Annotated in this window: 16 protein-coding genes; 7 read left to right on the top strand and 9 right to left on the bottom strand. The window is 36.4% G+C overall.

What is annotated here, in order from left to right; all coding sequences use genetic code 11:
- Positions 1-3 precede the first annotated feature (3 nt).
- Positions 4-2,691, bottom strand: coding sequence for an FtsK/SpoIIIE family DNA translocase (locus tag AC06G9_RS18200; protein ID WP_293924124.1), 2,688 nt, complete (start codon positions 2,689-2,691; stop codon positions 4-6).
- A 155-nt stretch (positions 2,692-2,846) separates the two neighbouring features.
- Here AC06G9_RS18200 and AC06G9_RS18195 point away from each other — a divergent pair, with 155 nt between their 5' ends.
- Positions 2,847-3,545, top strand: a complete 699-nt coding sequence (locus AC06G9_RS18195; protein ID WP_045753250.1) for a DUF4397 domain-containing protein — start codon at positions 2,847-2,849, stop codon at positions 3,543-3,545.
- A gap of 66 nt (positions 3,546-3,611) precedes the next feature.
- On the opposite strand, the gene AC06G9_RS18190 is transcribed toward AC06G9_RS18195, so the two are convergent.
- Both AC06G9_RS18190 and tyrS read right to left on the bottom strand, forming a co-directional pair.
- Positions 3,612-4,616, bottom strand: a complete 1,005-nt coding sequence (locus tag AC06G9_RS18190; protein WP_293923958.1) for an energy transducer TonB — start codon at positions 4,614-4,616, stop codon at positions 3,612-3,614.
- Positions 4,617-4,731: 115 nt separating this feature from the next.
- Positions 4,732-6,015: a tyrosine--tRNA ligase gene (gene tyrS, locus AC06G9_RS18185; protein ID WP_045753251.1), complete on the bottom strand. Its 1,284-nt coding sequence runs from the start codon at positions 6,013-6,015 to the stop codon at positions 4,732-4,734.
- Positions 6,016-6,126: 111 nt separating this feature from the next.
- Here tyrS and AC06G9_RS18180 point away from each other — a divergent pair, with 111 nt between their 5' ends.
- Together AC06G9_RS18180 and AC06G9_RS18175 are read left to right on the top strand one after the other, a co-directional pair.
- Positions 6,127-6,810 (top strand): ACP phosphodiesterase, encoded by a 684-nt coding sequence (locus tag AC06G9_RS18180; RefSeq protein WP_248755695.1) that lies wholly within the window; start codon positions 6,127-6,129, stop codon positions 6,808-6,810.
- 78 nt (positions 6,811-6,888) lie between these two features.
- Positions 6,889-8,592, top strand: a complete 1,704-nt coding sequence (locus AC06G9_RS18175; RefSeq protein ID WP_045753253.1) for an amino acid permease — start codon at positions 6,889-6,891, stop codon at positions 8,590-8,592.
- A 48-nt stretch (positions 8,593-8,640) separates the two neighbouring features.
- On the opposite strand, the gene rlmF is transcribed toward AC06G9_RS18175, so the two are convergent.
- Both rlmF and AC06G9_RS18165 read right to left on the bottom strand, forming a co-directional pair.
- Positions 8,641-9,552, bottom strand: coding sequence for a 23S rRNA (adenine(1618)-N(6))-methyltransferase RlmF (gene rlmF, locus AC06G9_RS18170; RefSeq protein WP_480956885.1), 912 nt, complete (start codon positions 9,550-9,552; stop codon positions 8,641-8,643).
- A 239-nt stretch (positions 9,553-9,791) separates the two neighbouring features.
- On the bottom strand, positions 9,792-11,738 hold the full coding sequence (locus tag AC06G9_RS18165; RefSeq protein ID WP_094771425.1) for a KUP/HAK/KT family potassium transporter: 1,947 nt from the start codon (positions 11,736-11,738) through the stop codon (positions 9,792-9,794).
- A gap of 256 nt (positions 11,739-11,994) precedes the next feature.
- Between AC06G9_RS18165 and AC06G9_RS18160 the strand changes: the two genes are divergently transcribed.
- Positions 11,995-12,456: a T9SS type A sorting domain-containing protein gene (locus tag AC06G9_RS18160; protein ID WP_084405297.1), complete on the top strand. Its 462-nt coding sequence runs from the start codon at positions 11,995-11,997 to the stop codon at positions 12,454-12,456.
- A 56-nt stretch (positions 12,457-12,512) separates the two neighbouring features.
- Here the strand turns inward: AC06G9_RS18160 and ispG are convergent, their stop codons facing one another.
- Together ispG and AC06G9_RS18150 are read right to left on the bottom strand one after the other, a co-directional pair.
- Entirely contained in the window at positions 12,513-14,525 is a 2,013-nt protein-coding gene (gene ispG / locus AC06G9_RS18155) for a (E)-4-hydroxy-3-methylbut-2-enyl-diphosphate synthase (protein ID WP_293923966.1), read from the bottom strand.
- A 46-nt stretch (positions 14,526-14,571) separates the two neighbouring features.
- The gene (locus AC06G9_RS18150) at positions 14,572-15,510 is read right to left on the bottom strand and encodes a LiaI-LiaF-like domain-containing protein (RefSeq protein WP_045753256.1); all 939 of its coding nucleotides are present in this window, start codon (positions 15,508-15,510) and stop codon (positions 14,572-14,574) included.
- Positions 15,511-15,803: 293 nt separating this feature from the next.
- On the opposite strand from AC06G9_RS18150, the gene AC06G9_RS18145 reads away from it, so the two are divergent.
- From AC06G9_RS18145 to AC06G9_RS18135, 3 genes are read left to right on the top strand one after another with little or no spacing between them, the layout of a single operon-like run.
- The gene (locus AC06G9_RS18145) at positions 15,804-16,538 is read left to right on the top strand and encodes an MlaE family ABC transporter permease (protein WP_045753257.1); all 735 of its coding nucleotides are present in this window, start codon (positions 15,804-15,806) and stop codon (positions 16,536-16,538) included.
- A gap of 15 nt (positions 16,539-16,553) precedes the next feature.
- A complete protein-coding gene (locus tag AC06G9_RS18140; RefSeq protein WP_045753258.1) occupies positions 16,554-17,306 on the top strand; it encodes an ABC transporter ATP-binding protein in 753 nt (250 codons plus the stop codon).
- A 54-nt stretch (positions 17,307-17,360) separates the two neighbouring features.
- The gene (locus AC06G9_RS18135; protein WP_045753259.1) at positions 17,361-18,266 is read left to right on the top strand and encodes a class I SAM-dependent methyltransferase; all 906 of its coding nucleotides are present in this window, start codon (positions 17,361-17,363) and stop codon (positions 18,264-18,266) included.
- A gap of 89 nt (positions 18,267-18,355) precedes the next feature.
- Here AC06G9_RS18135 and AC06G9_RS18130 read toward each other — a convergent pair whose 3' ends face one another.
- Positions 18,356-20,137: a hypothetical protein gene (locus AC06G9_RS18130; RefSeq protein WP_293923969.1), complete on the bottom strand. Its 1,782-nt coding sequence runs from the start codon at positions 20,135-20,137 to the stop codon at positions 18,356-18,358.
- A 226-nt stretch (positions 20,138-20,363) separates the two neighbouring features.
- Complete coding sequence (locus AC06G9_RS18125) at positions 20,364-22,244, bottom strand: DNA topoisomerase IV subunit B (protein WP_293923972.1); 1,881 nt, start codon at positions 22,242-22,244, stop codon at positions 20,364-20,366.
- Positions 22,245-22,396: the final 152 nt, after the last annotated feature.

Raw genomic sequence — 22,396 nt, 5'->3', positions numbered from 1 at the left:
TTTTTAATCCTTCCTTAATGTTTCTAAAAACTGTTCTAAAGAATATTCGTCGGGATAGAGTACTTCACGGGCTTTGCTGCCTTCAAAAGGTCCAACAATTCCTGCTGACTCTAACTGATCAATTATTCTCCCAGCTCTATTGTAGCCCAGCTTTAACTTACGCTGGATTAAAGATGTTGATCCTTGTTGATGCATGACAATCAGGCGCGCTGCCTCTTCAAATAATTGATCTCTATCGGAGAAATCAAAATCTGTTGAACCAGATCCATCGCCACTTTCGTCCACATATTCAGGTAGCATAAATGCGGATGGATATCCACGTTGACCACCAATAAAGTCAGAAATCATTTCTACTTCTGGCGTATCTACAAATGCACATTGAATACGTATTAGATCACTACCTGTCGATAACAACATATCTCCTCGACCAATTAATTGGTCAGCACCTCCAGAATCTAAAATAGTTCGTGAATCTACTTTAGATAAAACGCGGAATGCCAAACGTGCCGGGAAATTGGCTTTAATCGTACCTGTAATGATATTTACTGATGGACGTTGCGTGGCAATTACTAAGTGAATCCCTACGGCACGGGCTAGCTGCGCTAAACGTGCAATGGGCGTTTCAACCTCTTTACCAGCGGTCATCATCAAGTCGGCAAACTCATCTACTATAAGAACTATAAAGGGTAAGAATCGATGACCCTCCTCAGGGTTTAATCTGCGATTGACAAATTTTGCATTATATTCTTTTAAATTACGTACTTGTCCATTTTTTAACAAGTCATAACGTTGATCCATTTCGATACAAAGTGAGTTTAATGTATTGATAACCTTCTTTGTATCTGTGATAATGGCATCTTCTTCGCCAGGTAGTTTCGCTAAAAAGTGACGTTCTATTTTTTTAAATAATGAAAGTTCTACTTTTTTTGGATCGACTAGTACAAATTTTAATTCTGCTGGATGTTTCTTATATAAAAGAGATGTCAAAATAGCATTGATACCTACTGATTTACCTTGACCTGTTGCACCAGCAACTAGTAAGTGAGGCATTTTGGCCAAATCTGCTATATAAACTTCATTCGAGATGGTCTTTCCTAAAGCAATCGGAAGATCCATATCTGTTTTTTGGAATTTTTCAGTTGCAATTACAGATTTCATCGAAACCATTTCTGGATTGCTATTTGGTACCTCGATCCCGATCGTTCCTTTTCCTGGCATCGGTGCAATAATACGAATACCTAGAGCGGCTAAACTTAAGGCGATATCGTCTTCCAGGTTTTTGATTTTCGAAATACGTACACCAGGCTTAGGGATGATTTCATATAAGGTTACAGTTGGACCAATGGTCGCCTTGATATGTTCAATCTCAATGTTATAGTTTCTTAACGTATCAACAATTTTATTTTTATTGACTTCTAGCTCTTGTTGGTTAATCGTAATTTTCCCCGTTCCATAATCTCGCAATAGGTCTAATGTTGGATGTTGGTATCCTGCTAGATCTAACTTGGGATCATATTGACCAAACTGTGCAACGAGATCATTAGCTGTAATGATTTTTTCTTCTTTTAATGATTCGACCTCTAATTCGTGATCCGTTTCGGGAGTGTCCTCTATAACTGGATCTAATTCTATCGGGTCGTCTACCGTAAATGAAATGCTGTTATCCGAAGCAACCTCTGGTTCTTCCTTAACTTCACGAGCTGGTTCTTCAATTTCAAATGGAATCACAACCTTATTTTCAGGTTTGATTTCCGAGATGGGTAAAACAATCTCTTTATGGGGAGGAGGCAGGTCTTCATTTAATCGAATATCTCCATTTCTATGAGACTGAAATTTATCGTTGAGGCTAGGTGCAGGAGTATAAGTCTCCCTTCTATTGATTAAAGGCTCTGATACGATCGGTTCAGAAGACCGAATCGTGTTGGTATAACTATCTTCTTCCTCAACATTTAATTCGTCCTCATCTTCTTCGCTGTTTTTACGTGAATCGAAAATACTGAATTTAAGGTCCAGATTGTATACTAAGATCAATGTTGTTAAATACGCAAAGATCAATATACCAGCTACACCTACTGTACCGATTTGAGCCTCCAATAACTTATTTGTCCAAAAACCAAACTTTCCTTCTAAGATATGGGGAACTTTGGCAAAAAAACTATGTAGAAATCCTAATGTAACAGATATGAAAACAATCGCTATAAAGGAATAGATAATAGTACGGTAGACCGGTAGGATTGATTTTTTGTACAATAATTTATACCCAATTACAAAAAATACAAGTATAAACAAGAAAGAAGCTACACCAAACCAATTGTAGATAAATTGATTTGCGAATAATGCACCGTATTTTCCTAGTCTATTTTGTACAACAGGAAGCTCTATATCAGGATTATCGATTTCTTCGGCTGTATTCATCACGACGCCCCAACCACCATTATTAGTGGCGATATAGCTTTGATCTTCTGACCAGGTGAATAAATACGAAACAAATGCAATCCCCAATAAGACTGCACATAGTATGAGAAATGCACCTAAAATTTTTACTAATTTTTGTTGCATTTCTGATAAGTCTCTAGCTGGAGCTTCCTCTTTATCTTCTACCTTCTTATTCTTGGGAGTCTCTTTTTTTGTACTCCTCTTAAATGATGTATTAGCGCTAGATGGTCTGAATGTATTTCCTTTATTTGACATGAATGTTTCACAGTTATCCTTCATACAAACTTAGGTATTTAGAAGGAAATTTAATTGTCTTATAAACCTTTTATTTTTTGTTGTAGCATTTTATTTATAACAAACGTTTTTTATACAGACGATCGTTGAATTTGTTGAAAAATAAAAAAATAAAAATGAAAAAAGTATTATTTTTTGGATTCAGTGTAATAGTTTTTATGCTGACATTAAATTCATGCAATAAGCTAGATGATGATTTCACTTATGTAGAAATCTCTGCAGTGTCTGCCGTGAATGTTGTACCTGGTTCTGCTGGATTGGATATCGGTCTGGATCAGAATAAATTGAATAATAATTGGGAAGGTGTTTTTTCTTATAACCGATATTTGTTTTATAAAAATGCTTATCCCGGCAGTAGACTAGTACGCGTTTTTGATCCAAGATCTAATACCGGAGATACCGCATTAGTAAGTAAAAAGGTAATCTTTACACCGGGTAAATTCTATAGCCTTTATGTGATCGGTAAAGACAAAGTTGATGTGCTGGCTACTGAAGATGATTTTGGTACATTAAAGCCTGGATATGCTAAATTTAGATTTATGAATTTAAGTCCTGAAGCACCTAAATTGACGCTTACGTTAAATGATGTGGATAGTTTAGCTGTTAAAGATAAAGCTTATAAGGATCTTACTCCTTTTAAGACTATTAAAATTGCTGATGTATATAAGCTGAAAATAAATGGTGCTGGAATGACTGAATTGTTAGGGGATTTTAAACCTGAAGATAAAGAGGTGTATACGATTTATGCTTCGGGCTTAACCTCGAGTAGCGATACCAACAAAAAATATGGTTTTCAAATTATTAAGCATAAATAAATATTTCCGTTATAATTTTGGTTGATTATAATCATGAAGCCTGTTCTGAGAAGAACAGGCTCTTTTTTATCTGGAATAATTCGTCCTATTTTCAGAAACTGTATTTAATCGGATTGGTAAGATGTAACTAACATTGACGGGAATACCTCTTTGCTTTCCAGGTTCCCATTTTTTCATTTTTTTAGCTACTCTGAGTGCTGCCTCGCCGGTACCATATCCAAGATCACTTTTGATTTTAAAATTTCTTGGTTCCCCACTTTTATCGATAACAAATTCCACTTCTACTACTCCGTTTATTCCTGACAACAATGCTTCTGATGGAAAATTATAGTTTAGACCTATAAATCTCATCAATGATGCGATCCCCCCCGGATACTCAGGTTGCTTACCTGCGCTAATCGAATCGTAGGGTGTTTGCTGACCTAATGAATCTGTTGTAACGCCCGAAATCAGCTTACCTGCTGTGAAAGTCTCAACGAACGTATATCGCTTACCATTAAAATGACCTTTCCATTCGCCTTCTTTTTTATGGTTTACATAATTTCCTTCTTCATAGCTATATTTATCGCTATCATCCGAGACTGCGTAGCCATTTCCATTTCTTAATAGCATGTTTCCTATAGAATCGATATAGGCTAAATAGAGCGGTTCTTCGATTTTATATTTTCCTTTTTTATTTATGGTGTAGGGAAAATATAGGATGGATTTAACTCTACCATTCTCATGATAGTAAAAAGCGGTATCGATCTGTTGGGAATGCTTCGAGTACATGACTTCAGATTTCATGTTTCCGTTTTCAAACAGTTCATATTTTTTACCTTTAAATTTTGTTGCAAAAATATCGGTTACTTTACCTTGAAGCTTGAGCGCATTATTTGAAAGGTAAAACTCCTCGACAATCGTATCATTAGATTTTTTTTCAGGAATAGTTACTATGCGTGCGTAGTATGCTTTTTCTAACTCTTTGGTTACTTTATCTTCTTTTGTATATAAGGTCTGAATATTGATTTGACCATAAGCGATGGTACATGTAAGTAGCGATAAAAAGATAATTAGCGCGATATTTCTCATTAAATTTAAAATTTTGATGCAAATGTAATTTTATAAAGTGTAAAGATAGCAAAAGTTTATAAAACAAAAATGACCGATCAAATCGGTCATTTTTATTTTATAAATTTAAAAAAACTTACTCAGCAATAATTAAATAGTAATTTTTCTTTCCTCTTTGTGCAATGATATATTGATCATTGATCAAGTGTGATGTGTTGATTACTTGGTCGATATCTGTCGCTTTCTCGCGGTTGATCGATACACCACCACCTTGTAGCATTTTACGTGCTTCACCTTTAGAAGGGAATACCTGTGTATTGACCGCTAACAGATCTAAAATATTGATCCCGCTGCTTAGCAATTCTTTTGAAATATTAAATTGCGGAATACCTTCGAATACATCTAAGATCGCTTCATGGTCCAATCCATTTAAGAATTCAAGCGTACCATTACCAAATAAGAAATCTGACGTTTTGATTGCCGTTTCATAAGCTTCTTCCGAATGGGTACGGATGGTGATGTCTTTTGCCAAAGCTTTTTGTACTGCTCTTGTATGTGGAGCAGCATCATGCTCTGCTATAATGGCGTCCAGTTCTTCTTTTGATTTTAAGGTGAAGATCTTAATCCAGTTTTTAGCATCATCATCTGAAGTATTTAACCAAAATTGGTAATATTTATAAGGGGAAGTCTTCTTTGGATCTAACCATACTGCTCCTGATTCTGTTTTACCAAATTTTTGACCGTCTGCTTTCTTAATTAATTGTGTTGTGATCGCAAAAGCAGTTCCTTGATCTTGACGACGAATAAATTCGGTACCTGTTACGATATTTCCCCATTGATCCGAACCGCCCATTTGTACTTTACAATTGTGATGTTTCCAGAGATAATAGAAGTCATACCCTTGAATCAGTTGGTACGAAAATTCTGTAAATGAAAGGCCGTTTTCACCTTCCAAACGCTTTTTTACAGAATCTTTAGACATCATATAGTTAACAGTAATCAATTTACCCACATCACGAATAAAATCCAAAAATTTGAAATCTTTGAACCAGTCGTAATTGTTAACCATTTTGGCGTCGTTTTCACCTTCTCCAAATGCCAGGAATTTCCCTAATTGATTTTTCAAACAGTTCACATTATGATTTAATGTGTGTTCGTCCAATAGGTTACGTTCTGCAGATTTGAAAGAAGGGTCTCCAATCATTCCCGTTGCACCACCAACCAAAGCGACAGGCTTATGTCCTGCATTTTGGAAGTGTATCAATGTCATGATTTGTGTCAAGTGACCTACGTGTAAAGAGTCACCAGTTGGATCAAAACCAATATAACCAGATACTTTTTCTTTATTTAGTAAGTCTTCAGTTCCTGGCATAATGTCTTGAAGCATGCCTCTCCAGCGTAATTCTTCTACAAAGCTCATTGTGTAAAATGGATTAAAAATTTTAATATAAGCCACAAATATAAGAGATTAAGCTGTATATTGAGTCAATATTTATCGTTAAATGACTACGACGGGTATAAAAATGATGTTATGAATTTTTTGTCACACTTTTATTTCGAACGTTTTGCAACGACTCCAGAGCGAGTTGTCGGTAGTTTACTACCTGATCTATTGAAAAATGCAGATAAGAATTTTGTACTCAGACCGAATAATTTTGAAGATAAACTTAGTGTCAATCCTTTACATTTGGATTTATTGAAAGGATGGAATGGACATGTCGAAGTGGACCGCTTATTTCACAACTCGGATTATTTCTTTCATCACACGCACGAAATTAAAGAATCCATCCGGCAGGAGCTAATCGGCTTGCCGATCCGTCCATCTTTTTTTGCCCATATTGCACTTGAATTACTGTTGGATCATCTTTTGATCGTGGATAAAGCAATATCTATTGCTAAATTGTATACCGCATTGGAAAAAGTGAACCGTAGTGCTTTACGATCTTTTTTAATGATCAGCGAATTGAAGGACATAACCAAGTTTGAGACCTTTTTTGATAAATTTCAATCCTCGCAATATCTGTACGAGTATGCTGATATGCAACAGCTTACTCGAGCTTTATTTCAGATTTGTAAACGTTTATGGTCTTTTGAAGTCGGAGAGGAGCAGGTTTTATTGGTAAACAGTAAATTAACGGCATATATGGATGCAAATTTGATCGATTTCCACAAGATTTATCAGTATATCCAATATGAAATGATAGATTTTGAATAGTATGCGTATTATATGCTTACTATCCATCTATTTTTTTTATTTTCGTAACCAATTACATAACTTATTAACATAAACTACATGTTTAAAAGACTTTTTCGCAAGAAAAGTGTTGATCAAATTATATACGACTCCCAACATGGAGAGGGTTCTGGGCTTGCAAAAGTACTAGGTGTAAGAGATTTGGTTTCACTTGGTATCGCTGCCATTGTTGGTGCTGGGATTTTCAGTACAATTGGATTGGCAAGCTATGAAGGTGGACCAGCGGTTTCACTTTTATTTATTTTCACCGCTTTTGCATGTGTATTTACAGCTTTATCTTATGCGCAGTTCGCGAGTACGGTTCCCGTTTCAGGTAGTGCATATACTTACGCTTATGTTGCTTTTGGCGAATTGTTTGCTTGGATCATAGGTTGGGCATTGGTTTTGGAATATGCTGTATCTAATACGGTTATTGCGATTTCGTGGTCACAGTACTTTGCTTCCATGCTTGAAGGATTTGGGATCCATATACCGGCATGGCTATCTATGGCGCCTGGTTATGCATTGGATGCATCTAAGAAGCTTGCAGAACACGGTGCAGCAGCTTTAACTGCTGCTGATAAACATGGGTTAGAAGCTTATTTGAGCGCTCCTCGCGTAGGAGGGGTACCTATTATATTTGATCTTCCTGCGGGCATTATCACCGTCTTAGTGACTGCTTTAGTTTATATCGGGATTAAAGAGTCTCAGCGTGCTAGTGCTATTATGGTGATGATTAAAGTTGGGATTATCTTGGCTGTTATTTTTGGTGGTATGTTTTACGTTAAACCGGAAAATTGGACACCATTTGCTCCAAATGGAATGCATGGTGTCATGGGAAGTGTTGCCGCTGTCTTTTTTGCTTTTATCGGTTTTGATTCTATTTCAACAACAGCTGAGGAATGTAAAAATCCACAGCGTGATCTGCCTAAAGCCATGATCTGGTGTTTGGTGATCTGTACGGTCCTATATGTAGCCATTACGTTGATATTAACGGGAATGGTCAACTATACGGAATTGAATGTAAAAGATCCGTTGGCTTTTGTATTTAAATATGTTGGCTTTGACTATATGGCAGGTATTATATCGGTTACTTCAGTGATCGCTATTACAAGTGCCCTATTGGTCTATCAATTGGCACAACCGAGAATCTGGATGACTATGAGTCGTGATGGACTGATGTCCAAGAGGTTTGCTCGTATTCATCCAAAATATAAAACTCCTTCTTACGCAACAATTGTGACAGGCATTGTCGTTGGCGTACCTTCCTTATTTTTTAAAATGGACTTTTTCGTTGATTTGACTAGTGTAGGTACTTTTTTTGCTTTTATCATGGTATGTGCGGGTGTACTGTATATGGATTATTCCGGATTATCTGAAAAATCAAAATTTAGGGTACCTTATTTAAATGGTAAATATCTGGTTGGGGTGGGGTTATTGACTGCGATTGTTTTGATCGGGATATACGGTCAGTCTATTTTAGTAGAATGGAAGAACTTAACCTTTATGGAGATCGTCGAGCATAAAGTGCTGGTAATTATTTTTTGGTTGACCTGGTTGGGGCTGAGTATCTATAGTTTTAAGATGAATTTTTCATTATTGCCCGTTACCGGTATTTTGATCAATCTTTATTTGATGACAGAACTGGGGGCCAGTAATTGGATTATATTTATTATATGGCTCATTGGAGGTCTCGTTATTTACTTTTTGTATGGATATAAACATTCAAAACTAAATAAGGAAAGTCTTTCTCCCGAATTGTAAAGACATAAAAAAAGCTCTAAATTATTTTTAGAGCTTTTTTTATGTCGTCTAGAATCTCCAAAGGAGTATTCGACCCACTTTATTTCCTTGTTCCATTCGGATTACCTCTACTTCTGCGACATTGAGTTTTTTCAGTTTGTGCTGCAAACTTCTAATATCTTCTCGATGTGCGACCAATGTGGAGAACCATTTTACTTGATCTTTATAGAACTGACTTTCAAAGATCATTCGTCCGATAAAAGCCTTTTCACCACCATCACACCACAGCTCGCTTCCTTGACCTGCAAAACTTTGAACGATATGCTCCTGCTCTGCCGACTTTAAGCTTTTTATCTTACGGTCTGCTTGTGCCAATGCTTCTAATTGGGATGAGAAGAATGGGGGATTACAGATCACCATATCATATTTTTCATTTTCAAGAATGATATCCTTGAAGATGGCTTTGGGATTATTTTGTAACCTAATCTGAACATTATTTTTAAGTTCTGTATTTAGGCGGACTATCTCAATGGCATTTTTGTATGCTTTTTTTACAATCTCCGAACCTACAAAGGACCAACCGTATTCATGATGACCTACAATTGGGTAGATACAATTAGCTCCAACTCCAATATCTAAAATTTTGACTTGCTTTCCTTTTGGGATCTCGTTGTTGTTTCCTTTAGCTAAGATGTCAGCAACATAGTGGATATAATCTGCACGACCTGGAATTGGTGGACATAGGTTTTCCTTTGGAATATCCCAAAATTGAATATTATAGTATTGTTGAAGTAATGCTTTGTTTAAAAGTTTTACTGCTTCTGGATTTGTAAAATCTATGGTTTTTGTACTATAATCATTAACAAAAACAAAAGGTTTGAGTTCAGGAACGATTTTAATTAATATATTAAAATCGTATGCATTAAGATGTTTATTTCTAGGGTGAAGTTTTTTTGTGGGAGCTGTTGCTGTTCCTGCCATAATGTTGTATTTGATGCAAAAATAAGCTTTTATTTTAACACATTTCTTAAATAATAATAGCTTGCATTAAAATCTAATAAATGATTGATCGATATTTCTTTTTCCTTTTGTCCTGACAATTATTGGGTATAGCGGCATTTCAATGAACCTGAAGGGAAATGGGGATTTTTAATAAATAAAAATGCCTCCAAATCGTGTTGATGTATTTGGAGGCATAACGTTTTCAATAGTATGTTTTATTAATTGTTCTTTCGCTTTAAGTCTATCGTAGTGGTTTGTGGTAAACTTAAAGGGACCCGTTCAATGGTTACAAAACTAGCATCCAATCCAAATCCTTTTTCTTCAGAAAGACTTAGTTTTTTGAGATAGCCATATATTTCCATAATGATACGTTCCGACCAGCTCAACTGATTTCCTTTTGACAATACTTTTTCCAACACGACAAATTTAAAATCTCCGGGGATTTTGTGTTTTTTTAAAGTATCGTATTGGCTTGTGATATCGATTTCACCTTTTTGAACCATATCTTCAACGACTTTTCTAAAGAGCAAACTGATACGTTGTTCTTCTCTAAAGCCGAGTTTGAAATCTATGCGAATGAGCTTTCCCGGAATTAATTGATCGATCGTATATTCGCGTGTATGCGGGTGGTCCATCACATCAACGTGAACCAACCAATAGACGTCAGCGCGTTTTGGTTTTTTATTCAATATGGAATAAATGATCTTGGATTCAATTTCTGATTTGAAATTGGCACTAGTCAAATACACTAAATGTGATGCGTAAGGTGGTACGGACTTGTCTTCACTCAATTCTGAAATGATAGGATAGTATTTGTCGATATTGATGAAATTAACAAATCTGTTTTTAATGCGTCTAGCACTCCACCAAGCATACATGATGAGAAATAGGAGAGAGGCTAATAATAAGGTAAGCCATCCGCCATGCGCGATTTTAACTCCATTTCCGACTAAAAACACCAACTCTAGTATGAGGTAAAAACCTGTAAATAAAACAATCACATATTTATTGACTTTTTTAGCTGCAAGGAAAAATGTCATTAAGACGGTTGTCGTCAAGAATGTTAAGTTTATCGCTAATCCGTATGCAGCTTCCATATTACTGGATTCTCCAAAAATTTTAATAATCAGCATACATCCAGCCCACAGAATCAAATTGATTGAAGGTACATATAATTGTCCTTTTTGATCACTTGGGTACCGAATGGCAACCTTTGGCCAAATATTTAACCTTACAGCTTCTGATATGAGCGTATATGATCCAGAAATCATTGCTTGACTGGCAATAACTGCAGCCATGGTGGCAATCGCAATACCATAACCAAGAAACCAATGTGGCATGATGGCATAAAAGGGGTTGTTTTCTCCTAAGACTTTCCCTTCTTGGGTTAATAACCACGCACCTTGACCAAAATAATTAAAAACGAGTGTTAGTTTTACGAAAATCCAACTAATTCGAATATTGTCTTTGCCACAGTGTCCCATGTCAGAATATAACGCCTCAGCTCCAGTTGTACATAAAAATACTGCCCCAATAATAAAAAGTGCATTGGGATAAGCAATCAGTAATTTAATGGCATAGTACGGATTGAGAGCTTTGAGCACTTCATATTCGAGGTGAATATTGCTAAGCCCCAAAATACCAATCGTCGAAAACCAAATAAACATGAGTGGCCCAAATATCTTACCGACGACGGATGTTCCAAATCGCTGAATGGCAAATAAAAGGGTGATGATGGTCACCACAATTGGAATTGTCGGTAGACCAGGATACTTAATGTCCAAACCTTCAATCGCAGAGGAGATGGTGATTGCCGGTGTAATCATACCGTCGGCAAGAAGCGTTGCTGCTCCGATCATCGCAGGGAAGATCAACCATGGTGCTCTTTTGCGTACCAATGAAAAGAGGGATAGGATACCTCCTTCACCTTTGTTGTCGGCCTGCAGTGTAATCAGTACATATTTTACAGTTGTTTGTAAGGTTACTGTCCAAAAGACACAGGATAACCCACCAAGAACAAGGTCTTTGTCGATGACCCCCTTATTCATGATAGCCTTAAATACATAGAGCGGAGAAGTACCAATATCTCCAAAAATAATCCCTAAACTAATTAGGAGACCTGCAAGGCTTACCTTTTGTGCGGTACTTTGATGACTTGTCGTCATTTTTTTATTTGATTTAAGTAAAAAAACCTTCATTTTAACACGAATATGAAGGTTCGTTGCAATTGAAAAACTCGTGCCAAATTTTAGCAATTTGTTTGACAACGCCAAATCTTGTTAAAAATTGTTAAAACACAAATTTTTATTCCATATAAGTTCATAATATCTAAACAAATAACCTACTTTTGTTGTTGATATATTGGTTTAGAAATATTATATTTGATTAAACTATAACCAATCTAAGAAGTCGTATATACAAATGAAAATTAATTTTAAGAAAATAGCTTATTTATGTCTGCTCTGCGTGGTAACGTTGACAGGAAGCTTGGGCTATGCTTCTGTATTACACGCTTCATCTTCTACTAAAAACGAGGATAATCATCATTTATTTTCCTTGGACAAAGCTGATGTTTTAAGTTTTGTCGCAAATCCGGACAATACCAAAGATGCGGATAAGTTAATCAACAATGTTAAGGTTTTTTATAATCCCATTTCTGAACAGATCAGTTTATCTTTTAAATTGAATAAACAGAGTTCTGTGGCCATTAAAATTATGGATGCTTTGGGTAATGAGGTTGTTCAGTTAATGAATGGAAGCTTAGATGCCGGTAATCAAAATTTATCTTTTGATCCGAGTGGTAAACTTAATTCTGGTTTTTATTTTATCCGAGTAGTTTCTGGCTCAGAAACGGTTGTAAAGAGATTCTCTGTTCGTAAATAATCGAAATAATATAACATAAGAAAGGCTTAAATGATATCATTTAAGCCTTTTTCTTTTTAATTGGGTATCTCGTTCTCTTCAATCCACAAACCATCAGATTTGATGATATTGATAAGCTCGTCCAATGCATGTGCAGAGCTCACGTTTTTCTTGACTACTTGTTGTCCACGATATAGTGTGATTTTGTCTGGACCAGCTCCTACGTAGCCATAATCCGCATCAGCCATTTCACCTGGACCATTGACAATACATCCCATGATGCCAATCTTTAATCCTTTCAAGTGATTTGTTCGATTTCTGATCATCTGTGTTGTTTCTTGGAGGTCAAAGAGTGTTCGACCGCAGCTTGGACAAGAAATATATTCTGTTTTAGAGATCCGTGATCTTGTGGCTTGTAGTATACCAAATGATAAGGATACGATTTTGTCCAAAGGTGTCGCTGGTGACTCGATCCAAACACCTGAACCAAATCCATCTATTAACAGTGCTCCCAGATCAGTTGCAGCATATAACTGGATTTTAGAAATCGGCTCTTCTGGATTCATAATATCACCAATAGGTCCAGAAAATGCAGCTGGATCATAAGTTCTTTTAATAATCACAGGATTATCTAATCCAATTTCTTGTAGATTTTTAAAAAATTGTCTTTGTTCCGCCATTCCATGTGTGGCTGTTGTTTCTAAGACAAATACGATTGTTTTATCCAGCTGTAGGTTTTCAAATAAACTTGTCGCTAAATCCGTGTTTTTTATTTTGATCAGATTGAGTACAGGATCTTTGTCTGTAGATTGATTGAATTCTTCCAGTGTAAATAAGGGATGGATATTAGCTTTGTTTTGTATATTTCTCCAGGTCTTGTAGTTATAGAGTTGCTTTAAATTTGCCGGCATATTAAATGAGGGCAATTGATCAGCTAAATACACAAAATCAACAGATTGTTCACCCATATGATATTTGTCCAATAACATATCATATCGATAACCTGCTTGTGACAAAACGTGGGCATCTTTCAAGTTTTGTGTAGATATATCGACAACAACGCGGGGCACTAAGGATCCTCCAATAAAAGTATTGACTTCTTTGGATATATACGGTGTAGCGATATTATTATCTGTTAATTTTAAGATTTGGGGTACCTTTTCCGTATTGATATCATGTTGTCTTTTTGTATATCTATTTACTAAGGCGATTGCCACTGGTGCTTCTTTTTCTGGCTCCTCGGTCAGAGATACGCGCACAGTGTCACCCAATCCATCTTCTAATAAAGTCCCAATTCCTACGGCTGATTTGACTCGACCATCTTCTCCGTCTCCAGCTTCGGTAACGCCTAAGTGCAGCGGATAGTTCATGTTTTCGGAAACCATTTTCTCAACTAAAAGTCGATAAGCACGAACCATTACCTGCGGATTGCTTGATTTCATGGAGATACATAAATTATAGTAATTTAAGTCTTCACAAATTCGAATAAATTCCATGGCTGATTCGACCATTCCTTCTGGCGTATCACCATAATGGCTCATGATCCGGTCAGAAAGAGAGCCATGATTGGTTCCGATACGCATAGCCGTGCCATACTCTTTGCAGATATTGACTAGTGGCTTGAATTTTTTATAGATGCGATCTAGTTCTGCTTGATACTCGCTATCAGTATAATTGAGTTGATCAAATTTTTTCTTGTCGGCATAGTTGCCTGGATTCACACGAACTTTTTCAACAATTCGTGCAGCCACTTCAGCTGCATTGGGTGTGAAATGAATGTCAGCAACTAGGGGTACCTGATATCCCCTGAGGCGCAATTCTTTTTTTATATTGGCTAGATTATTTGCTTCTTTAATAGATGGTGCGGTGATCCTTACATATTCACAACCAGCGTCAACCATTTTTATGGTTTGCTCCACAGAACCTAGGGTGTCCATGGTGTCAATGGTTGTCATGCTCTGAATACGTATCGGATTGTCCCCACCCATCGGTACATCCCCAATCTGCACTTCTCTTGTTTTCCATCTTGAATACGTGGTTTGCGAGTTGCAATAAATATCAGGCAATGTCAAAAGTTTACTTGTGTCCATATCTAATTGCAAAGTTATGTATTCTACTGCACTTATTTAAGCTCTTTTAATAACGAGTTATCGATACAGAAGTAATGCCACCATCGATGGAAATCTGGAATTTATTTTTTGCTTTATCAAAATTAGGTGTAGACAGTGTTCCTTTTTCATTGCCTTTTATAAAACTATCGTCAGCATTTACGGAAGACAAGGCCATTTCTGTCATGATCTGACAAGCCGCATCTTTCGGAATGGCAATTTGAATTGAAGATGCTCCAGCATCAATATTAATATTAGAATTGGTTTGCGGATAACCTAATTTTAGGTCCAAATTACTAGCACCAGCATCAATTGTTAGATTTCTAAGTTTGAAATTTGACAAATCACCTTGAATATCTGCAGCGCCTACATCTAAGTTTAGGTCCCAAATGATATTCTTATTGAGCTTGATCAGCGTTGTGTTGCCTTTTGAGTTTATTCCCTTCTTTGTTTTTCCGCTTAAATCCAGCGTCGTATGCTCTTCTTTTGAATCGGCATTCAGCGAAAGAAAATATTTATTGGAATTATTGGTTGCTTCAAATAAATTTGAATCAGTTGTGTCTTTTAACTTGATCTGTGTAGCACCTAAATCAATATTGGCCGTTGCATGTGTGATATTGCCAATTTTTTTAGCGGATACAAAGTTTGAAGTTCCCTTAAAGTCTTCTTCATCCATATCGATATCGATGTGGTTGTTTTCCATGATACGAGATATAAAACTTTGATTGGGGGTGGTGATACCGATATAGGTAAATACCGATAAAATAACACATGTTGTTCCGATAGATATCATATAACCAATATCTTTTTTGGGAACTAGAATATTTACTCCTACCAATATAATCAGTAATGGCCAGTAGCGAAAAACCTCAAACCAATTGAAATCTATAACGTCCAACTTACTTAAAAGCAGTATGATTCCAATGAATAAAAATATAATACCTGTTGTGATTCTCTTTGCGTCCATAATATAATCGTTTATTCTTTTATTTTTAAACTACATCACAAATGTAAACTAAAAATAAATTTTTGATTTTATAAATTAGGTTATTCATGTACTAATCTCGGTAAAATATATCATTTCATCGGTAATTGAGTTAAGCTATTTATGAGGAATGAGTATTTAATAGTTATTTAGAAGTATTGGTTATCTTTGATGCGAAGCATATTTTATCATGGCACTATAAAAAACCAATTTGTATATTATGGTGTTATAATAGTATCTTAGATTTTAATGAAGAAAAAACACTGTAAAAATATATGATATTTCACCATATTGGTTCTTATTTGCTATTGCTACGCTCGGTTTTGAAGAGACCAGAGAAAGGAAAGATTTACTGGAAAGAGACCATGCATGCCATGAACGAAATAGGTCTCGGATCGCTTGGGCTTATTGTTATTATCTCCACCTTTATCGGAGCGGTTATGACGATGCAGATTGCTTTCCAATTGGTTTCTGATTTAATTCCGAATTCAATTATTGGCTCCATCAATCGAGATTCCAATATTTTAGAATTGGGACCTACTATTTCGGCATTGGTGCTCATGGGCAGTGTTGGATCTTCCATCTCCTCACAGATTGGTTCTATGCGTGTGACGGAGCAGATCGATGCTTTGGAAATCATGGGAATTAATGCTCCCGGATATTTGATATTACCTAAAATACTGGCAGGTATCACGATGGTACCGGTTTTAGTGACGATCGCTATTTTTTGTTCTATTGTTGGTGGTCTTATTGGCGGAGCGCTTTCTGGCGCGGTAACACCTTCAGATTACATTATGGGTATCCAAGAAGGGTTTAATGGTTTCACCGTTACGGTTGCATTGGTGAAAGCTTTGGTCTTTGGCTTTATTATTACCTCCATATCTGCATATAAAGGTTTTACTGTAAGTGGTGGTGCTCTGGAAGTCGGCCAAGCAAGTACGAAGGCGGTTGTTATTGGTTGTATAACCATCTTGGCAGCTGATTATTTGATAACGGCGCTGATGCTTTAATTTCTTTAAAAAATTATGATACAAATAGAGCATATTTATAAATCCTTCGGAAGTAACGAGGTACTGAAAGGTATCGATGCTACTTTTGAACCGGGTAAAGTGAGTTTAATTATTGGTGGTTCGGGATCTGGAAAAAGTACTTTGTTAAAATGTATGGTTGGTTTACACGAACCTGATAAAGGTCGTGTTCTTTTTAATGGTCAAGATTTTTCAAAATTGAGTTTTGAAGATCGTATTCCAATCCGTAAAGAAATTGGCATGTTGTTCCAAAATTCGGCACTCTTCGATTCTATGACTGTAGAGCAGAATATTATTTTCTCGTTGGATATGTTTACGGAGATGTCCAAGTCTGAAAAATTGGATCGTGCTAATTTTTGTTTGGAGAGAGTAAATCTGAAAGGACGCAACCAGCTTTATCCTTCAGAGCTATCCGGAGGAATGAAAAAGCGTGTAGGTATAGCTCGTGCAATAGCCATGAGTCCGAAATATCTTTTTTGTGATGAGCCAAATTCGGGCTTAGATCCAGAAACTTCAATCTTGATCGATGAACTGATATTAGAATTGACACAGGAATATAATGCAACCACCATTGTGGTGACACATGATATGAATTCGGTTATGGGAATTGGTGAATACATTCTTTACCTCTATAAGGGACAAAAGTTTTGGGAAGGTTCAAATCAGGATATGATGCGGTCTGATGTAAAGGAGTTAAATGATTTTGTATTTGCAAGTCCATTGATGAAGCGCGCAAAAGAAACGATGTAATCTGTTGATCTTTGCTTATTTGTTTTTAGATTTACGTATCTTTGCGCCAAATTATTGATTTTGACTACAACAGATATACAATTATTGACACCACAACATTGGAAAGATTACGAGTTAATCGATTGTGGTGATTTCGAAAAATTAGAGCGTTTTGGCGATTTAGTCTTAATTCGTCCTGAACCACAGGCTGTATGGCCAAAAACATGGTCAGAGGCGGAGTGGAACAAACGTCATGACATTAAATTTAAAGGTCGTTCTGCTACTTCTGGTGAGTGGATGAAAAAAAATCCTAAAGCACAAGATCGCTGGCATATACAATATAAAAATAATGATGTTGCTATTAAGTTCCGTCTGGGATTGACCTCGTTTAAACATGTCGGTATTTTTCCTGAGCAAGCTGTCAATTGGGATTATATCTCCCAGTCTGTACGTGCCTTTGAAACAGATAAACCGAAGGTTTTAAATTTATTTGCCTATACTGGCGGTGCCTCATTAATCGCGCGTGCTGCTGGTGCTGATACTACGCACGTAGACTCGATCAAACAAGTGGTTACTTGGGCTAATGAAAATCAAGAATTATCAGAAATTGACAATATTCGCTGGGTGGTAGAGGATGCTTTGAAGTTTGTAAAACGTGAGGTAAAGCGTGGAAATAAATACAATGGTATCATATTGGATCCGCCAGCTTATGGACATGGTCCGAAGGGAGAGAAGTGGAAATTGGAGGATCATATCATGGAAATGATGAACGATGTTGTACAATTATTAGATCCTAAAGAACATTTCTTGATCTTGAATACGTATTCACTGGGTTTTTCATCAGTGATCGTAGAAAATCTAATTCGTACTGCATTTCCTAAAGTGGAAAATCTAGAAGTTGGAGAACTTTATTTACAAGCTACAGCAGGGCCTAAATTGCCTTTGGGTGTCTTTGGTAAATTTAGAAAAGTAGCTCAATAGAGATATAAATTACAAAAACAACAAAGGAGTAACATGTTTAGTTACTCCTTTGTTGTTTTTGGACATTAGATTCACGTAGATCTGATCCCTTAAAATTTGATCCCGGCAAGTTCCCTTTCGGCATTGTTGAGCTGCTCGGGTATGCGCTCTATAACATGATTTGAAAAGCCTTTCAAATCATTTTTTAATTTATCATAATAAGCTATTCCTTCTAAAAGCTGATTTTTAAATTTTTCTAAATATTTTATTTTCTTATCATTGACGGTATCGGCATTCATTTCTACGTATTTTTTTATATGTGCCACATAGAGTTGTAGTTCGTTAATAAATAGAAATGGACGGTTATCATTTTTGATCAAATCATCTTTTCCATAGATATGGTTGATCATCTGGTCGAGTGAGCATTTACTTTTAAACCACACCGTATTTGGACCTGGACAAATAGATACAGCGCTTTGTTCTTTAGGTTTTAAAATATCGTATTTTAAATAGGCAGGTGCTGCAAGTCCGTCGCAGAGACATGTTTTTTCAGTAATTCGTGCAAATTCTTTGTCATAGTCTTTTTGTTCTAATGATTTTGCCTCTAATTCTTGAATTTTTTTGTGTTGATATGCGCGAGATGCCGTACAAAGGGGTTCAGCACCAAAATCTGTGTTGGATACAAGGTATTTCTTGATACATGGACTTCCGGGTCTTCCCTGTTGTATTCTTTTTAAACGTAGACGCTCTGCAGAGCTTTTTCTAAAATTATTGAAAGGTACTCCGAGTGGTGAAGCTTCACTGATATAAAAGTCCTGTTCTTCTGAAGTGGTCAGTGCCATTAATGTTTCTTCGTCGACAGTGGTAGCTTCGGGTACGAGTAAAAATGGAGACCCCCAACCTACGGCATCAAATTCATAATATTGGAGTAAAAATTGATGTTCGCTAGCCGTTCCCACTCCGCCTTGTACCGTGTACTTAATGGGTGGAGCTTGTTGAAAATTTTTGTCTTTTTGAATCCAATATTGTTGATAAATATGAAACAGCTCTTGCTGTAACTCTTGTTTTTTATTTTTGAATTCAGATAAAATAGGGCCTAATAAAAAACCATCTGTAGCAAATGCATGTCCACCACAGTTTAAACCCGACTCTACACGGAACTCGGAAACCCAAACTCCTTTTTTTGCTAAATACTTTGCTTGTATTAATGCAGATCTATAATCACTGACCTTTAATGTTATCTTCTTTTTAAACGTGCCGTCATCTTGTTGCCAAAAAGCAGGCAATTCGGCGACATATGCGTATAGCTTGGGGTTCATACCTGCAGAAAGAATAACGGAAGATTGTAACTGCGAATTTGCATATCCTCTTAATGCTGCTAGTGCATCTGAAAAGATGTCGTCCTGTGCATTTCCGTTTTTATCATAATTGATCTTATCCACTTTAGACATGATATTGACATCAATATCTCCGGCTTGGATCCATGTTCTGAGGTTTTGTTTTTTCTTTGCCTTTTCTACAATATCGGTTTCGGATAGCATGTCATGGTAGATCTTTTTTGCAGGATGAGATTCCGGTATGAGTTGAAAATAGCGATCAATTTCAGAGCCTTTTTCAAAAAATTCGGTACGCATATGCTCAATCTGTTCTTGGACTAATTGAGCAACCAGGTTGAGATAACTTGAAATTCGGTGCGACCTAAAATCGGCCTCTGTTTTTTTTATGGGAACATATTCTTTCTTATTTATCTGAGAATAATATGCCCGAATACGTTCAATTAATTCATCATCTACGATGGATATAACAGATGATATCCCAAATCGAGCGACTTTTAACGGGGAATCTATTGAGAATGCTAATCCCAAAACGGGAATATGGAATGAGTGCGTCATATCAGTTTTATTTCAATACGAAATACCGAATAAAAAGGATATGAAAAAGTAATGTTTGCCTGATTAAAAAATGATATAAATCACTTTTTAGTGAATGTGAAAATGTTTTCTGCTTTTATATGGCTACCTCGATGTATGTTAGCAGCCATGTCAGTCTGGTGGTCGGTACTTTTTAGATTATAGCAAATGATTGGAAATGCTAGAAAGAAAAAACAAGCGGGGTATCTTAACCCGCTTGTTGTGTTTGTTGTTCTTCTTTAGCAATTCGAGCTAGCTCTTCTTCAAGATCGAGTTCAACGCGAAGATTATTAACAATATGTTTTTGTCTATCGGGAGTATTTTTCCCCATATAATACTCTAATAGTTGCTTTATTTTATTATCCTTGGATAAGAATACTGGATCCAAGCGCATATCTTTTCCGATGAATAGACCAAATTCGGAAGGGGAGATCTCACCAAGACCTTTAAAACGTGTGATCTCTGGTTTGTTTCCTAATTTAGCGATTGCACGTTGTCTTTCTTCATCCGAATAGCAATAGATCGTTTCCTTTTTATTACGCACACGGAATAGTGGTGTCTGTAAAATAGAGACGTGACCTGCTTTAACAAGATCTGGGAAAAATTGCAAAAAGAAGGTTAACAATAATAGTCGTATGTGCATACCATCAACATCGGCATCTGTCGCAAATACAATATTATTATAACGTAAACCGTCCAAGCCATCTTCAATATTTAGGGCATGTTGCAACAAGTTGAATTCTTCGTTTTCGTAGACGATCTTTTTGGACATCCCATAAGAGTTTAATGGTTTTCCCTTTAAACTAAAAACAGCTTGTGTCTGTACATCTCTAGATTTGGTAATAGAACCTGATGCAGAATCTCCCTCTGTAATGAATAATGTCGTTTCTTGATTTCTTTCGTTTTTATCGGAGAAGTGAACTTTACAATCGCGGAGTTTACGGTTATGTAAGGATGCTTTCTTAGCACGCTCATTGGCCAGTTTTTTAATTCCTGCGATATCTTTACGTTCTCTTTCGGATTGAAGGATACGTTTTAACAAGGCATCAGCTGTCTCCGCATTTTTATGCAGATAATCGTCTAATGCTTTTTTAAGAAAATCATTGATGAATGTTCGCACAGTAGGGCCATCTGGTCCAATACTTTGAGAACCAAGTTTTGTTTTTGTTTGCGATTCAAAGACAGGTTCTTGTACTTTTATGGCAATTGCTCCGATGATAGAAGATCGAACATCTGAAGCATCAAATTCTTTTTTGTAAAACTCACGTATTGTTTTTACCAAGGCTTCGCGGAAAGCTGCTTGATGTGTTCCTCCTTGCGTAGTGTGCTGGCCATTGACAAAGGAGTAATACTCTTCACCATATTGCTGACCGTGTGTTATTGCGATTTCGATATCTTCTCCTCTCAAGTGAATGATCGGGTAGCGCATGGACTCTGTATCGATATTCCGTTCTAAAAGATCTTTTAGACCATTTTCAGAGATGAACTTTTGTCCATTGAAATTAATGGTTAAACCTGAATTTAAGAAAACATAATTCCAGATCATGTTTTCGACAAATTCTAAGCGGTATTTATAATTTCTGAATATGGTTTCATCGGGGTAAAATATCACAGCGGTACCGTTACGTTGCGTGGTTTCTTTTTCCTCGTCAGACAATAACTCTCCTTTGCTAAATTGTGCGATACGTGTTACTTTTTCGCGGTATGATTGTACGGTAAATTGTCCAGACAGCGCATTAACCGCTTTTGTACCGACACCATTAAGCCCTACGGATTTTTGAAAAGCTTTACTATCGTATTTACCTCCTGTATTAATTTTTGACACGACATCTACGACTGATCCGATTGGGATACCACGGCCATAATCCCGGACGGCAACTTTATTGTCATTGACCGTAATATCGATCGTTTTACCAGCGCCCATTACAAACTCATCAATAGAGTTGTCGACTACTTCTTTTAATAAGACATAAATACCGTCGTCGTAGGCAGAACCATCTCCTAATTTCCCAATATACATACCGGGACGCAAGCGAATATGTTCTTTCCAATCGAGGGAACGTATACTATCTTCGTTATAAGTACTCATGTTTTTTAATTATTCTTCGGTGTTTAGCAAAAATAGTAAAATAAAGATTAAATATGTGTAGTCAATTTCTTAATTCAATTATTTAGAAGGGCAGAAATCTACAAGCTATCTTTGGTTTGGATAGTGAGCTGTAAATTCTATAAATATTTACT

Source organism: Sphingobacterium sp. MAE (assembly GCF_056711605.1).
This window is presented reverse-complemented; position numbering and strand designations above follow the sequence as displayed.